Here is a 15,685-nt window from a genome sequence, read left to right on the forward strand (position 1 = left end):
TACCAATAAACCAAAATATAAGAATGGTAAGGAAATCAAGTACACTGTTGTAGAAGAAACTGTCAGTGAGTATAAGGGAACGACTGATGGACTCAATATCACCAACTCCTACACACCAAAAGTGGTGGATTATGAAGTGACCAAGAAGTGGGATGATAATGATAATCAAGACGGNAAACGTCCGAAAGAAATCACTGTTCACCTTATGAAGACAGTTGATGGTGTCAAAACAAAAGTTGCGACTAAGGTTGTCACCGAAGCAGATAGTTGGAAGTATACTTTCACTAACTTACCAAAATACGAAGCAGGAAAAGAAATCACTTACTCCGTTGAGGAAGATAAGGTTGAAGGTTATGATACAAAGGTTGATGGTCACGAGATTACCAATACCCACACGCCAGAGATGATTAAGATTTCAGGTGAGAAGGTTTGGGATGATGCCAACAACCAAGACGGCAAACGTCCGAAAGAGATTACCATTGAAATTCGTAAGAAAGATAGTAAGGATCTTGTTGACTCCATCACAGTTACTCCAGATGCAAATGGTAATTGGAAGTTCACTTCTAAAGATTTACCAAAATATGAAAATGGTAAGGAAATTATCTATGAAGTGAGTGAAAAACGGGTAGAGCATTACGAAACTACGATTACGCCAAGTACAAATGGTCAATACACAATCACAAATACCTACACTCCAGAAAAGACGATGATTTCTGGTGAGAAGGTTTGGGATGACGCCAATAACCAAGATGGTATTCGCCCAGATAAGATCATTGTTCATCTTCTTGCCAATGGGGAAGATACTGGACAGGTAGCGACTGCTAGTGCAGAAACGAACTGGACTTATCGCTTTAGCGACCTTCCGGTCTACAAGGACGGGAAGAAGATTGAGTACAGCGTGAAGGAAGATAAGGTTGAGGGCTATGAGACAAGTCTGAAAGGCTTTACGATTATCAACAGTCATAAGCCAACCGAACCAACTCCACCTTCTACGCCGAACCAACCTAAGAAGATTTTACCAAAAACCGGTGAAGTGATGAGCTGGTTAGGAGGCCTTGGGGCACTCTTGCTCGTTGGCTTAGGTGGAACGTATTCTCGTCGTAAACATTGATAAACATTAGGAATAACCACGATGAAGTAATTCTTATATGTATGTTTACGACAAAGAGAGCGCGTTGCGCTCTCTTTTGTGTTATAAAAGGATAGAAAACTGATTCTTGAAATTTACAGGAGTCAGTTTTTACTTGGATGAATATTTCATAGAAAGATTTTTTGTCGTTTATTATCAAATAGGGACAGTTTGCAAACCCAAAATATTCTTATATTTTAGTAAGTTTCTATGCTTAAATGATAAAACCCCAACTCAACTAGTAGTCGTATCCACCACTAGTTTGAGCTGGGGAAAGGAGTATAAAATGCCGAGAGAATTAGTGGCTGTTAAGTTCTGCCTGTGCCACAGCTAAGCGCGCAGCGGGTACCCGATAAGGCGAGCAGGAAACATAGTCCACGCCGATTTTTTGCAAAAATGGAATAGAAGCAGGGTCACCACCGACCTCACCACAGACACCGATAGCAAGATTTGGCTTGACTTGCCGTGCCTTGCTAACAGCTAGACGCATGAGTTCGCCCACGCCGTATTGGTCCAAGGTTTGGAAAGGGTCGTAAGGCATAATCTCTTTGTCCTTGTAGTGGTTGATGAATTTGCCGATGTCGTCGCGAGAGAAGCCGTAGGTCATCTGAGTCAGGTCATTGGTGCCAAAGCTAAAGAAGTCAGCCTCTGCCGCCAGTTGGTCAGCAATGAGGCAGGCGCGTGGTAGCTCAATCATCGTACCGATTTCATAAGGGAAAGGCGCCATTTCCTGCTTTTCAAAAATTTCTTGAATATAGCTGGTCAGAATGTCCTTGAGGTAATCCAGCTCACTCTTTTCAGCAATCAAAGGAATCATGATTTCAGGCTTGACCTGAAGACCTTCTTTTGCCAGACGAATGACGCTAGTCAGGATAGCTTCCACTTGCATCTTGTAAATATCAGGCTGGGTAATGCCCAGACGACAACCGCGGTGCCCTAGCATGGGATTGGTTTCGAGAAGTTGGGCAACCCGTTGCTCAATCAGATGAGGAGATTTGTTGAGTTTTTGAGCTAGTTGTTCGATTTCAGCCTTGTCTTGCGGCAGGAATTCGTGCATTGGCGGGTCCAAAAGCCGCACTACTAGCGGTCTATCACCGACTGTCTTAAACATCTGGTAAAAATCTTCCTCTTGGAAAGTCAAGAGTTTTCTGAGAGCAGCTTGGCTATCTTCTTCCTTTTCAGCCAAAATCAAGCGCCGCATTTCCAAAATCCGCTCCTGACCGAAAAACATATGCTCCGTCCGAGCCAGACCAATCCCCTTGGCAGAGAATTTAATCGCCGTTTCCAAATCTTGAATGGTTTCAGCATTGGCACGAACTTGCAAGTGAGCAAAATCATCCGCCCATGAAAGGAGGCGTTGGAGATTGTGGTCATTTTCGACGACAACCGTCGGGATTTGTCCCAGATAGAGATTGCCCGTGCTACCGTCCACTGAAATCACATCTCCCTCATGGAGAAGGCGTTTGCCGCATTGAACCGTTTTTTGCTCTTCGCTAATCGCCAAATCGCCACAGCCTGCGACACAGCAAGTGCCCATACCGCGCGCCACAACCGCAGCGTGTGAGGTCATCCCACCGTGGCTGGTGACAATGGCTTGGCTAACGACCATTCCTTCAATATCTTCAGGCGATGTCTCTTGCCGCACCAAAATAACCTTTTTGCCTAGCTCATGTTGGCGCTTTGCCTGCTCGGCGGTAAAGACGATTTCACCTGAAGCGGCGCCTGGGCTAGCTGGTAGACCAGTTGCCAGAAGTGGTGCTTTTTGAAGCGCTTCCTCATCAAAAATAGGATGAATGAGCTGGTCAATAAGTTTAGGACTGATACGCAAAATGGCTTCTTTCTTGTTAATCACGCCCTCATCCACCATATCAAGAGCGACTTTCAAGCTCGCCTTAGCCGTCCGCTTACCATTGCGCGTTTGCAAAATAAACAATTTTCCACGCTCAATCGTAAACTCAATATCCTGCATATCCTTGTAGTGACTTTCCAAAATCTTAGCATATTCTTGGAAATCACGAAAGGCATCTGGCAGCGTGTGAGCCAGTGACTGGATAGGCTCTGGCGTCCGGATTCCTGCGACCACATCTTCGCCCTGTGCGTTGAGCAGAAATTCCCCGAACAACTGATGTTCGCCTGTTGCGGGATTTCTGGTAAAGACAACGCCCGTGCCGCTGTGTTCATCGCTATTTCCAAAGACCATCATTTGTACGTTGACAGCAGTACCGAGGTCATGGGGAATGTCGTTTAAATTCCGATAAACCTTGGCGCGTGGATTGTTCCAAGAAGCAAAAACCGCTTTAATAGCCGCAAAGAGCTGCTCTTTTGGCTCTTGTGGAAAATGCTGGTGGCAACTTTGATACATTTTTTTATATTGCTCAATCAGTGCTTGGTGTTCCTCTTTTGAAAAATCCTGCACTTTTTTCTGCAATTCCTGTTCTGCCTTTTCCAATAAAACATCAAATCGTTCTTTGGATAGGCCGTAGACCACATCCGCAAACATTTGCAGCAAGCGGCGGTAGCAGTCGTAGGCAAAGTGGAGGTTGGTCAAAGCGGCAAGTTTTTTGACACGCTGGTCATTGAGGCCCAGGTTGAGAATGGTGTCCATCATGCCAGGCATAGAAAATTTAGCGCCGCTGCGAACGGAAACCAGCAGTAGCTCGCCTTCCTCACTGTCGAATGACTTTTGAGTTTTCTTTTCCAAATCGGTAATCGCTTTCAAAACGTCCGATTTTAAATGATGATTGAAGAAATTTGTATCCTCCAAATATTGGATACAAGCTTGCGTGGTAATGGTAAAGCCCGCTGGAACTGGCAGTCCAATGTTGGTCATTTCAGCCAGATTGGCACCCTTGCCCCCCAGCAAACCCTTGTCGCTACTTCGTCCTTCTTCAAAGGAATAAATCAATTTAGACATATGTTGCCTCCAATTTTTAAATATGTGTCATATTTATTGATATACACATTGTAATATACATCACATATATTTGTCAAGAGAAAAAAATTCAATTTTTGATTGACTTATCAAAGATATTTGCTATAATATAAGCCATAATGATGAACATTTTATGAAATAAAAAATAAATAAGACACTTTTATATCATTTAGAGGGAGCAAGGATTGAAATTAACAGATAGGCAAAAACAAATTGTAGACATTGTCAAAAAAAGGGAGCCTCTGAGTGGGGAAAAGATTTCCGAACTGCTGGATATTTCCCGCTCGACCTTGCGAGCAGACCTGTCTTTTCTCACCTTGGTGGGAATTTTAAAGGCGACGCCCAAGGTTGGATACACTTATTCGGGCTCGGATTTGGAGACACTTTTCTTTTATGATACCTTTCAGACCAAGGTTGAAGCGGTGATGACCTCGCCTCTGCTCTTGCCGCAAAGTACCTTTATCCAAGACGCCATTATTGATTTATTTATGTATGACGCGGACGTTCTTTACGTTGTTGGAGAGGAGAAGGAGCTGCTCGGGGTTATTTCGCGCAAGGATTTGCTGCGAGCGGCTCTCAACACCAATATCAACACGACGCCCATAGCTGTCTGTATGACACGGCAGCCTCATATCAAGACCTGCCACAAGGACATGAATATTCTTGAGGCAGCCGTGATTTTACAGGATTTGGAAATCGATTCTTTACCTGTGGTGGATGAGGACGATGACAAGGCAGTGATTGGAAATATCACCAAGTCCAGCCTTCTTGATTTTATTATTCGCGAAGCAAGAAAAGCAGAAGTAAGCAGATAGGAGACTTTTCATGAAGAAAGAAATTATTATTTACACCATTTCTGACTCTCTAGGGGGAACATCGCGTAAGCTATTGGCGGCGGTGACAGCTCAGTATCCTGATTTAATCTTTGATAATCGTCATCGTTTTCCTTTTGTGACTAAAAAAGAAGAGTTACTGGAAATTTTGCAGGACGCCTTGAAAGACAACGCTGTGGTGATTACGACCTTGGTTGATGATGGTTTGGCAAGGTTGGCGCGGGAATTTAGCCAAGCAAATGGTCTGGCTTATCTGGACTTGCTACATCCCTTCTTTGAAATCATCGAGCAAAAGACGGGCGAGCGACCGATTGAGGTTCCCGGTGTCATTCACCGCCTAGACACCGAATATTTTAATAAAATCTCAGCTATCGAATTTGCGGTCAAGTATGACGACGGGAAAAATCCGCAGGGCTTTTTGGACTCGGACATCGTGCTTCTCGGCGTATCACGGACATCAAAAACGCCGCTCAGCATTTATCTAGCCAACAAAGGCTACAAGGTGTCTAATCTTCCTTTAATTCCGGAGATTCCTTTGCCACAGATTTTGGACAAGGTTGACCGTAAAAGACTGATTGGCTTGATTTGTGAGCCAGATAAGCTAGCCAAGGTCAGAAATAATCGCTTGGATTCTCTCGGCTTGTCACATTCGAGCAGCTATACAGATGTCAACAAGATTTATGAAGAAATCGAATACTCGGAAGCAGTCTTTAAGAAATATCAGGCTCATGTCATCAATATGACGGACAAATCGATTGAAGAAACTGCCTATTTGATTGAGGAGCATTTGAAAGGTCTGAACTAAAAGCGTTTTGATGTGTAAGGAAGTGCTGTTATGGAGCAATACCAACGGATTTTACTGAAAGAATTTGATACTAAGCAAAAGGTGATTACAGAGCTCATCAATCTCGAAGCTATTTTGCATTTACCCAAGGGAACGGAGCTTTATCTGAGCGATGTCCACGGCGAGTTTGAGGCTTTTGACTATATTTTGCGGACTTGCGCGGGTAATCTGACTGAGAAAATCAACGATTGCTTCGGTCAGGATTTGCCGCTAGAAGAAAAAAATAAATTGAGCCTCTTAGTCTCTTATCCTAAAATTCTCTTGGAAAAGAGTGGCTTTTGCCCAAAAAAGGATAAGGCTTGGTATGAGGAAACCATTCATCGGCTCTTGCGCTTGCTGGCTTTTGTCTCTGCCAAATACACGCGCTCCAAAGTCAGAAAGGCGCTGCCGCCTCAGTATAGCTATATCATTGAGGAGCTGCTCTACACCGATACGACTCTGGCGGACAATAAACTCTATTTTGGGACGATTTTGGGTTATCTGATTGATTTGCATGAAGCGCCAGCCTTTATCATCGGCTTGTCGCAGGCTATTCGCCAGCTCATCATTGACCACCTGCACTTGGTGGGTGATATTTTCGATAGGGGAGCTGCGGCTGACAAGATTATGGACGAGCTCATGGCCTATCATTCGGTAGATATTCAGTGGGGCAATCACGACATCATCTGGCTCGGAGCTTTTTTCGGCTCCAAGGAATGCTTGCTCATTCTGTTGCGGATTGCCGCTAGGTACAATTATCTCTATGACATCGAGCGGGCTTATGGGCTCAATTTGCGGCCTCTGTCCATTTTTGCTGAGGAGCATTATCGGGGCAATCCCAAGTTTCGACCGATTTTGGGCAAGAACGACGGTAGTCTGTCTGATAAGGAAAGCCTGCAATTAGAAAAAATCCACCAAGCCCTGGCAATCATCCAATTTAAGCTAGAAAGTCAGCTAATCAAGCGGCGACCAGAATTTGCCATGGATAAGAATATCACCTTGGACAAGGTTGATTTTGACGACATGACGGTAGAAGTAGACGGGAAAACGCATCCGCTGGTCAATACCTGCTTTCAGACGATAGATAGCAATCAGCCCGACCAACTGACAGCCGAAGAAGAAAAGGTTGTCGAGAGCCTGCTGGACTCCTTTCAGCACTCTGTCAAATTGCGCCAGCACATAGCTTTCTTGATGAATAAAGGCTCCATGTACAAAATTTACAACAATCACCTGCTCTTTCACGGCTGCATTCCCTTGGAAGCGTCTGGTGATTTTCAGCCTTTTCAGGTCAATCAAGTCCGCTATTCGGGCAAGGAACTCTTTGACTTTTTTGAATACCACATCCGGAAAAGCGCCCAAAATCCTGAAATTTGCGACGATTTTTCGACCGATTTGATTTGGTATTGTTGGAATGGCAAGCTGTCCCCCTTGTTTGGCAAGGAAAAGATGACGACCTTTGAACGCTATTTTATCGCTGACAAGGAAACCCATAAAGAAGAGGAAAATTCCTATTTTTCCTATCGAAATTCCAAGAAAATTTGCCAGTTGATTTTGGAAGAATTTGATTTGTATTCGCCCCAGTCCAGGATTGTCAATGGGCATACACCAGTCAAGACTTTGAAAGGCGAGTCACCCATTCGCGGTGAAGGCATGCTTTTTGTCATTGACGGCGGGCTCTGCCAGGCTTATCATAAAAAGACGGGCATTGCAGGCTATTCTCTACTCAACAATTCCTACGGCTTTCAAATTGTCACCCACCAGCCTTTTGAAAGTGTCGATGCCCTGCTGGAACATGCAGAAAATCTAACTTCCTTGAAGAAGGTTGTAGAAAATGTTGGTGAACGTACTTTGATTAAGTCAACCAGTATCGGAGAGATTTTGCAGCGGCAGCAGCAAGAGCTATTCAGTCTCCTTCACGAATTTTACGACCATTGATAAAAAGCCCTGAAGGGCTTTTCAGTTTATTTGTACAACATTTTAAATGCTAAGCGCTTTCGCTTTTTTCCTACCGTGTTCACCTACTTTGTGCTATAATAGAAAAATAGGTTTAAAGATTGCAAAATAAAGCATTATCTTTTTTGTCTATCTGAAGTGTTATAAAAAGTAGCTTTGATAGGGTAAATTTCATGTTTTGCAATTACGAGCCAAGTACAAAGGGGCTGCTCTGATTTGATGAGCAAGGAGCACCTAAAAAGTGAGGAATTTTATGTCAATTTTAGTAACAGGTGGAGCGGGTTATATCGGTAGCCACACAGTCGTTGAACTTTTAGCAGCGGGCTATGAAGTTGTGATTGTTGATAATTTTTCTAATAGTTCGCCAAAAGTATTAGAACGCCTTAAAACAATCACAGGGGTCGATGTTCCTTTTTATGAAGGGTCTATCTTGGACAAGGACTTTATGAGCAAGGTCTTTGAAGAAAATACCATTGATTGTGTCATTCACTTTGCTGCCTTTAAGGCGGTCGGTGAATCCGTTGAAAAACCTTTGAAATATTACCACAATAATATCACAGGAACCATTGCCCTCCTTGAAGTGATGACCGCTCATCAAGTCAAAAATATTGTCTTTAGCTCCAGCGCTACCGTTTATGGCATGAACAATATTTCGCCTTTGACAGAGGACTTGCCAACGTCAGCAACCAACCCTTACGGTTACACCAAGGTCATGATGGAACAAATCTTGAATGATGTGGCTTTTGCCGACGACGAGTGGTCTGTGACCAATCTGCGCTACTTCAACCCAATCGGTGCCCATGCTAGCGGCTTGATTGGCGAAGCGCCAAATGGCATTCCCAATAATCTCATGCCTTACATCACCCAAGTGGCAGTCGGCAAGCTCAAGGAGCTCAGCATTTTTGGTGATGACTACGATACTCACGACGGAACAGGTGTGCGTGACTATATCCATGTGGTGGACTTGGCTAAGGGGCACGTCCTTGCAGTCAAGGATAATCTGGAAACCAAGGGTGCCAAGGTTTACAATCTTGGTACAGGTCAGGGCTATAGCGTTCTTGACTTGGTCAAGGCTTTTGAGGCAGAAAATGGTCTGAAAATTCCTTACGTGATTAAACCGCGTCGCGCGGGTGACATTGCTACTTGCTATGCTGCTCCAGCCAAAGCCAAGGAAGTTTTGGGCTGGGTGGCTGAAAAGACAGTCAACGACATGGTGCGTGACTCTTGGAAATGGCAGAGCCAAAATCCAAATGGGTATGAAGACTAATTGATAAAAGCAAAAGAAACTATCTAGAGAAATCTGGATAGTTTTTTGTAAACAAGTTCGCACGGAAGAAACTAAGTCGTTATCCTGAAAGACGTAATATATTCTCAACGATTCAGATTTTCTAAAAGAATTGTGTTAAAATAAAAAAAGTTTAAGATGGAGATGGAAGGAATGAAACATTTAGGACCCGTATTTAAAAAATTAAGAGAAGCGCGACATATCTCGCTCGCGGAAGCCGTTGGTGATGAATTTTCTCCGTCCATGCTTTCCAAGTTTGAAAGTGGCAAGAGCGAACTTTCTGCTCAAAAACTTTTTGTCGCTTTGGGAAATACCCACACAGAGGTAAGCGAATATCTTTATCTCGTCAGAGGTTTTAACAGAAGTAAAACTGAAAAATTACAGGAAAAAATCCACGATTTAGAAGTAAAACAAGATTATGAAGGCTTGCAGAAATTATACTCTTTAGAATTAGCAGAATTCCATAGGCAGCACAAGAGTTTTCATATGGTCAATGCCCTGACCATTAAAGCACATTTGAAAGGTCTCGGGCTGGAGACAAATCTAACTGCGGAAGAGGAAACATTTCTTTATAATTACCTCTTTGAAACGGAAATATGGGGAAGGCATGAACTGACGCTTTTTTCTGTTTGTTCCACGCTTTTATCACCCGAACTTTTCACTAGATATACACGGGAAATGTTACAGAAGACAGATGACTTAAATGTCCTGACTGAAAACAAAACTGCCGTTAAAACAATGTTCCTAAATGGTTTTTTGCTTTGCATAGAAGAAAAAGATTTTGTCAATGCTACTTATTTTGATAAACAAATTCAAGACAATTTTTACCAAGAAAACGAGACCTATTATCGGATTATTTACATGTGGGCCAAAGGTTATCTTGCTTACAGGCAGAACCAAAAAGAAAAAGGTTTAAAACAAATGGAAAAAGCAGTTTCCATTTTGGAAACATTGGATTGCAGGCAAGCTGCGAGTTATTACAGAGATGCTATGAATCGTATCACAAATGAAACCTCTTATTGACAGATGCCAATAAGAGGTTTTATTGAATATATTCAACAAAAACTGTCTAGGCGAAAATGTCCTTTATAATATTTTTAATAATATAAAGGAGGCAAAAATGAAACTAGCACTTAGAAATAGATTATATGCTTTTTTAACCTTATCGCGTTTGTTAAATTCCATGGGCTCATCGCTCTACAATATGATTTTTGTTATTTACGCTGCCAATATGTTCCAGTCAAAATTACTGATTGGCATTGCCAATATCACTATGGTACTTCCGACCGTATTTACAGTATGGGTCGGCGTGCGAGCGGACAAAACCGAGCAGAAGAGCCAGTGGCTGATTGCCACAGGCTTTATCCAAGCCTTACTGTTTGCGGCCATAGCACTCTTTATCAATGAAGCAAACTTACTGGTATTTTCTACGGTTTGTTTACTAAATATCATGAGCGATGTCTTGTCGGATTTCGCTAATGGACTTCGTTTACCAATTATTCAAAAAAATATTGCTCAGGAAGATTTGATTGAAGCCTATTCTTTTACCCAGTTCGTGGCTTATATCTGTAACCTCGCTGGGCAGGCTCTAGGAGTCTGGTTACTCACCATTTCGGACAACAATTTCGCTATGGTAGCTCTGCTCAATGCCTTGTCTTTCCTGCTTTCTTCGCTTGTCTTGCTCTTTATTAAAAAAGACCTGACCTATGAGAAAGTTGTTCATAAGGAGGAAAAGCAAACCTTACGAGCTCGGTTTGGTCTCATGTTTGACAATATCAAGTTAATTTTTCACCAGTCGGGAACCACCAATTTTATTCAGCTCCTACTGGCTATTCTCTTTTTGAATGCTCTCGGCGGCTCGATTACAGCGATTTACAATATTTTCTTGATTGACCAACACTTGCTTGGTTTGACCTACAGCCAGTCCCTGCTCTTAGTTGAGGTGATTTTGGTGGGCGGTATTTTACTGGGCAGTTTGACGCCGCATGATTATTTTTCTAAAAAATCTTTGAGCAGTCTGGTAAGAATGGACGCCCTGATTTTTAGTCTAGTTGGCCTCTTTAATCTGCTGCATTTGCCTCCCTTGTTCGGGCTTTTTCTCCTCTCTTTTGCTGCCTACCTCACAGGCAAGGTCAATCCTAAAATCAATTCGATGCTCTTGACCAACCTTCCTTCCCATGTATTGGTACAGACCAGTAATTTTCTGTTCTTGCTTTTCACTTTGTCTCTTCCTGTCGGGACAGCCTTTTTCAGTCTAGTAGCTAGCTGGAATATGTTTGCTACATGGTTAATCTTTTTCATGATTGCATTGATAACGATGTTTTTGTCGCTAGGAAAAAGAGTCCTACTATTCGAGAAATAAAAAGTTGGTTAAACCAACTTTTTTATATCGCTCTATCTGTCCCCCTACACTTTTCTATTCTTTTTCTTGCCCCTCTATTCTCGCCGTGCTAAAATAAGATTATGACACGATATAAAGCAATTATTTCCTATGACGGATACAATTTTGCCGGCTTTCAGCGGCAGCCTCATGCACGGAGTGTGCAGGGAGAGTTGGAGAAAACTTTGACGCGAATCAATAGCGGTCATTCTGTAACAGTACATGGCGCGGGACGGACCGACAGCGGTGTACATGCTCTTGGTCAGGTCATTCATTTTGATCTTCCTCAGGCGCGTGATGAGGAGAAACTCCGCTTTGCCTTAGACACTCAAACGCCTGATGATATTGATGTGATTCAGATTGAGCAAGTGGCTGATGGCTACCATTGTCGCTATCTTAAGCATAAAAAAACCTATGAATTTTTAGTAGATATTGGTCGTCCTAAAAATCCTTTGATGCGCCACTACGCTTCGCATTTTCCTTATCCGATCGAGTTTGAGCGCATTGAAAAAGCGATCAAACAGCTAGTAGGGACACATGATTTTACAGGCTTTACCGCTTCGGGGACAAGTGTAGAGAACAAAGTGCGGACGATTGAAGTGGCGCGTGTGGATTATGACGAGAAAAGGCAGTTTCTGGTTTTCACTTTTAAGGGGAATGGTTTTTTGTATAAGCAGGTGCGCAATATGGTCGGAACACTCCTGAAAATCGGTAATAACCGCATGCCTGTCGAACAAATTACACGGATTCTTGAGGAGAAAGACCGCAATCTGGCTGGGCCAACCGCAGCACCGAATGGACTTTATTTAAAGGAGATTGATTATGAAGAGTAAGCTGATTTTAGCTCTTTCGGGCAACGATATTTTTAGTGGCGGTGGGCTCTATGCGGACTTAGCTACCTACATCACAAACGGACAACACGGTTTTGTTGCTGTGACCTGTCTGACAGCTCTGACTGACAATGGCTTTGAAGTTATCCCAACCGCAGCAAAGACCTTTGCTCAACAGCTAGGAAGTTTAAGTGCTGTGCCGTTTTCAGCTATTAAAATCGGTCTTTTGCCCAATATCGAAATTGCAGAGTTGGCGCTAGATTTTATCAAGCAACACGCAGGGCTTCCTTTGGTTTTGGATCCTGTTTTGGTTTGTAAGGAAAGCCATGATGTTGAGGTGAGTGCCCTGCGTACAGAGTTGATCAAGTTCTTTCCTTATGCGACCATTATCACGCCAAATCTTGCTGAAGCAGAGTTCTTGACTGGGCAATCAATAAAAACGGTAGACGATATGAAAATAGCAGCTCAAAAACTTTATGAATTAGGAGCCAAAAATGTCGTCATCAAAGGCGGAAATCGTCTGAGTAAGGAGAAAGCCATCGACGTCTTTTATGACGGAGTGGCTTATCAAGTCTTAGAAAATCCCGTTCTTGAATATAATAATATTGGTGCAGGCTGTACCTTTGCTTCAAGTATTGCAAGCCATTTAGTCAAAGGTGAGCAAGTGTGTGAGGCGGTTGCACAGGCAAAAGACTTTGTCTATCAGGCGATTCAACGTTCGGATGAGTATGGGGTACAACAATATGAAAGCTAGTAAACTGAAAAAAATAAGCCTTTTGTCTATTCTTACAGCGCTAACAGTCGTCTTGGGCTATTTTATGAAAATTCCAACGCCAACAGGGATTTTAACCCTGCTAGACGTCGGTGTCTTCTTCACTGCATTTTATTTTGGTAGTAGAGAAGGAGCCATCGTTGGTGGACTTGCTGGTTTTTTGATTGACCTTTTATCGGGCTACCCGCAGTGGATGATCTTTAGTTTGCTCAATCACGGTTTGCAAGGATATTTTGCTGGTTTTAAAGGGGAATTAACGATTTTAGGTGCCATTTTAGCAACCATTGCCATGGTAGGTGGCTATGCTTTGGCTGGTGGCTGGATGAATGGCTGGGGCGCAGCCCTGCCAGAAATTTTTCCAAATTTTTTACAAAATGTAGTGGGTATGGTATTAGGCTATGTACTAGCGCGTGTGATAAAAGGATTAAATCTTTGAGGTGAAAAATGGATTTACAAGCATTAAAAAAGGATACGGAACGGCTCTTGCTAGATGTTCTAGAAAAAGCCAATCTGAAATCAGGTCAGATCTTTGTTCTTGGGCTATCTTCCAGTGAGGTTGCAGGTGGTCAGATCGGGAAAAATTCTAATCTTGAAATCGGTCAAGTTATTGTCAAAACAATATTGGATTTGTTAGACGAGCGCGGGATTTATCTGGCTGTCCAAGGCTGTGAGCACCTCAATCGTGCTCTTGCAGTAGAGCGAGAATTGGCTGAAAAAGCTGATCTTGAGATTGTCAGTGTCCTACCTAGCCTTCATGCTGGTGGCAGTGGCCAATTAGCAGCTTTTGAGTATATGAAAGATCCAGTCGAAGTTGAGTTTATCAAAGCACATGCAGGGCTTGATATCGGCGATACAGCGATTGGTATGCACATCAAACACGTTCAAGTGCCTGTGCGCCCAAATATTCGTGAGTTGGGTGGTGCCCATGTGACAGCACTTGCCAGTCGTCCTAAATTAATCGGTGGTAGCCGAGCTCTCTATCCAAGAGACAACATTCGGAAGCAATAAAGTAAAGTGCATTAGGAAAACTAGTGCATTTTGTTATAAAAAGCCTTTTCTGTCACCTTTGCGATAAAAGGTTTGTAAAAACCTTGATTTCATGCTATAATGAAACGTATTCAATAAATTTTAAGGAGATCTTACAGAATGTCTGTATCATTTGAAAATAAAGAAACCAACCGTGGTGTGTTGAGTTTCACAATCAGCCAAGAGCAAATTAAACCAGAATTGGATCGTGCGTTTAATAAAGTGAAAAAATCTATCAATGTTCCTGGCTTCCGTAAAGGTCATTTGCCACGTGCTGTCTTTAACCAAAGATTTGGAGAAGAAGCACTTTACCAAGATACCTTGAACGCTTTGCTTCCAGATGCTTATGAAGCAGCAGTTAAAGAAGCGGGTCTTGAAGTTGTAGCTCAACCAACATTTGACGTAGCTTCTATGGGAAAAGGTCAAGATTGGACAATCACTGCAACAGTTGTCACAAAACCAGAAGTAAAACTTGGTGCTTATAAAGATCTTGAAGTATCAGTAGATGTTGACAAAGAAGTAAGCGAAGCAGACGTAGATGCTCGTATTGAGCGTGAACGCAACAACTTGGCAGAATTGGTTCTGAAAGAAGACAAGGCTGAGCAAGGTGACACAGTTGTGATTGACTTTGTTGGTTCAGTTGATGGTGTTGAGTTTGATGGCGGAAAAGGTGACAACTTCTCACTTGAACTTGGCAGCGGTCAATTTATCCCAGGCTTTGAAGACCAACTCGTGGGACACTCAGCTGGTGAAACAGTTGATGTCGTTGTTACTTTCCCAGAAGACTACCAAGCAGCAGACCTTGCTGGTAAAGAAGCCAAATTTGTGACCACCATTCACGAAGTAAAAGAAAAAGAGGTTCCAGCTCTTGATGATGAACTTGCAAAAGACATCGACGAAGAAGTTGAAACTTTGGCTGAATTGAAAGAAAAATACAGCAAAGAATTAGCAGAGCAAAAAGAAGCAGCTTACAAGGAAGCAGTAGAAAATGCAGCCATTGACTTGGCAGTAGAAAATGCAGAAATCGTTGAATTGCCAGAAGAAATGGTTCACGAAGAAGTGCATCGTTCAATCAATGAGTTCCTTGGTAACATGCAACGTCAAGGTATCTCTCCTGAAATGTACTATCAAATCACTGGTACAACAGAAGAGGACTTGCACGCACAGTACGCTGCTGACGCTGAAACTCGTACGAAGACAAACCTTGTTATCGAAGCAGTTGCTAAAGCTGAAAAATTTGAAACTAGCGAAGAAGAAATCAATAAGGAAATCGAAGACTTGGCTTCAACTTACAACATGGAAGTGGAGCAAGTCCGCAAACTTCTTTCAGCTGACATGTTAGAACACGACATTGTTATCAAGAAAGCTGTTGAACTCATCACAAGTACGGCAAAAGTTAAATAAATTCTTAAAAAGTCGGCTCTTTGTCAACTGTAGTGGGTTGATGAGAAGTTATAATCTGGAGAGGACTAAATCAGTCCTCTCCTTTTTGATATTTAAAGCGATGAGGATTCTAGTTTTAAANTTGTCAAAGTTCCGAAAGCCGAAAGCGTTTCGCTTGATGACTTTGATGAGGTTGTTAGTAGCTTCTAGTTTTGCGTTTGAGTAGGGCAGTTCCAGTGCGTTGATAATTTTATCTTTGTCCTTGAGAAAGGTTTTAAAAACAGTCTGAAAGATAGGATTTATACAAGAAATTGTTTCTCCAATGAGTCCAAAGAAATG

At 42.6% G+C, this 15,685-nt stretch carries 14 protein-coding genes; 12 read left to right on the top strand and 2 right to left on the bottom strand.

Annotated features, from left to right (window positions below; translation table 11 throughout):
* Window positions 1–34: 34 nt before the first annotated feature.
* Window positions 35–1,111 (top strand): Cna B-type domain-containing protein, encoded by a 1,077-nt coding sequence (locus A3I3_RS10225; protein ID WP_478078762.1) that lies wholly within the window; start codon window positions 35–37, stop codon window positions 1,109–1,111.
* A 316-nt stretch (window positions 1,112–1,427) separates the two neighbouring features.
* Here the strand turns inward: A3I3_RS10225 and ppdK are convergent, their stop codons facing one another.
* Window positions 1,428–4,043, bottom strand: a complete 2,616-nt coding sequence (gene ppdK / locus A3I3_RS0107185; RefSeq protein ID WP_018372046.1) for a pyruvate, phosphate dikinase — start codon at window positions 4,041–4,043, stop codon at window positions 1,428–1,430.
* A 203-nt stretch (window positions 4,044–4,246) separates the two neighbouring features.
* Here ppdK and A3I3_RS0107190 point away from each other — a divergent pair, with 203 nt between their 5' ends.
* From A3I3_RS0107190 to tig, 11 genes are all read left to right on the top strand, one after another.
* Window positions 4,247–4,876 (top strand): CBS domain-containing protein, encoded by a 630-nt coding sequence (locus tag A3I3_RS0107190; protein ID WP_018372047.1) that lies wholly within the window; start codon window positions 4,247–4,249, stop codon window positions 4,874–4,876.
* A 10-nt stretch (window positions 4,877–4,886) separates the two neighbouring features.
* Entirely contained in the window at window positions 4,887–5,699 is an 813-nt protein-coding gene (locus A3I3_RS0107195) for a pyruvate, water dikinase regulatory protein (RefSeq protein WP_018372048.1), read from the top strand.
* 30 nt (window positions 5,700–5,729) lie between these two features.
* Window positions 5,730–7,652 (top strand): fructose-bisphosphatase class III, encoded by a 1,923-nt coding sequence (locus A3I3_RS0107200; protein ID WP_018372049.1) that lies wholly within the window; start codon window positions 5,730–5,732, stop codon window positions 7,650–7,652.
* 271 nt (window positions 7,653–7,923) lie between these two features.
* Window positions 7,924–8,937 carry a UDP-glucose 4-epimerase GalE gene (gene galE, locus A3I3_RS0107205; RefSeq protein ID WP_018372050.1) on the top strand — a complete coding sequence of 338 codons (1,014 nt, stop codon included), beginning with the start codon at window positions 7,924–7,926 and terminating at the stop codon, window positions 8,935–8,937.
* A gap of 171 nt (window positions 8,938–9,108) precedes the next feature.
* Window positions 9,109–9,978 (top strand): helix-turn-helix domain-containing protein, encoded by an 870-nt coding sequence (locus A3I3_RS0107210; protein WP_018372051.1) that lies wholly within the window; start codon window positions 9,109–9,111, stop codon window positions 9,976–9,978.
* Window positions 9,979–10,075: 97 nt separating this feature from the next.
* The gene (locus tag A3I3_RS0107215; protein WP_018372052.1) at window positions 10,076–11,317 is read left to right on the top strand and encodes an MFS transporter; all 1,242 of its coding nucleotides are present in this window, start codon (window positions 10,076–10,078) and stop codon (window positions 11,315–11,317) included.
* A gap of 101 nt (window positions 11,318–11,418) precedes the next feature.
* A complete protein-coding gene (truA, locus tag A3I3_RS0107220) occupies window positions 11,419–12,168 on the top strand; it encodes a tRNA pseudouridine(38-40) synthase TruA (protein ID WP_018372053.1) in 750 nt (249 codons plus the stop codon).
* Entirely contained in the window at window positions 12,158–12,919 is a 762-nt protein-coding gene (locus A3I3_RS0107225) for a bifunctional hydroxymethylpyrimidine kinase/phosphomethylpyrimidine kinase (RefSeq protein WP_018372054.1), read from the top strand. Before truA ends, A3I3_RS0107225 begins: the two co-directional genes overlap by 11 nt.
* Window positions 12,909–13,373, top strand: a complete 465-nt coding sequence (locus A3I3_RS0107230; protein ID WP_018372055.1) for an ECF transporter S component — start codon at window positions 12,909–12,911, stop codon at window positions 13,371–13,373. Before A3I3_RS0107225 ends, A3I3_RS0107230 begins: the two co-directional genes overlap by 11 nt.
* Window positions 13,374–13,381: 8 nt before the next feature.
* Window positions 13,382–13,945 carry a TIGR01440 family protein gene (locus A3I3_RS0107235; protein ID WP_018372056.1) on the top strand — a complete coding sequence of 188 codons (564 nt, stop codon included), beginning with the start codon at window positions 13,382–13,384 and terminating at the stop codon, window positions 13,943–13,945.
* A 138-nt stretch (window positions 13,946–14,083) separates the two neighbouring features.
* Complete coding sequence (gene tig, locus A3I3_RS0107240; RefSeq protein WP_018372057.1) at window positions 14,084–15,367, top strand: trigger factor; 1,284 nt, start codon at window positions 14,084–14,086, stop codon at window positions 15,365–15,367.
* Window positions 15,368–15,415: 48 nt separating this feature from the next.
* Here tig and A3I3_RS0107245 read toward each other — a convergent pair.
* A partial coding sequence (locus A3I3_RS0107245) for an ISL3 family transposase (protein ID WP_018372058.1) occupies window positions 15,416–15,685 on the bottom strand: 270 nt, incomplete at its 5' end.

This window comes from Streptococcus massiliensis DSM 18628 (assembly GCF_000380065.1).
GTDB classification, from domain to species: domain Bacteria; phylum Bacillota; class Bacilli; order Lactobacillales; family Streptococcaceae; genus Streptococcus; species Streptococcus massiliensis.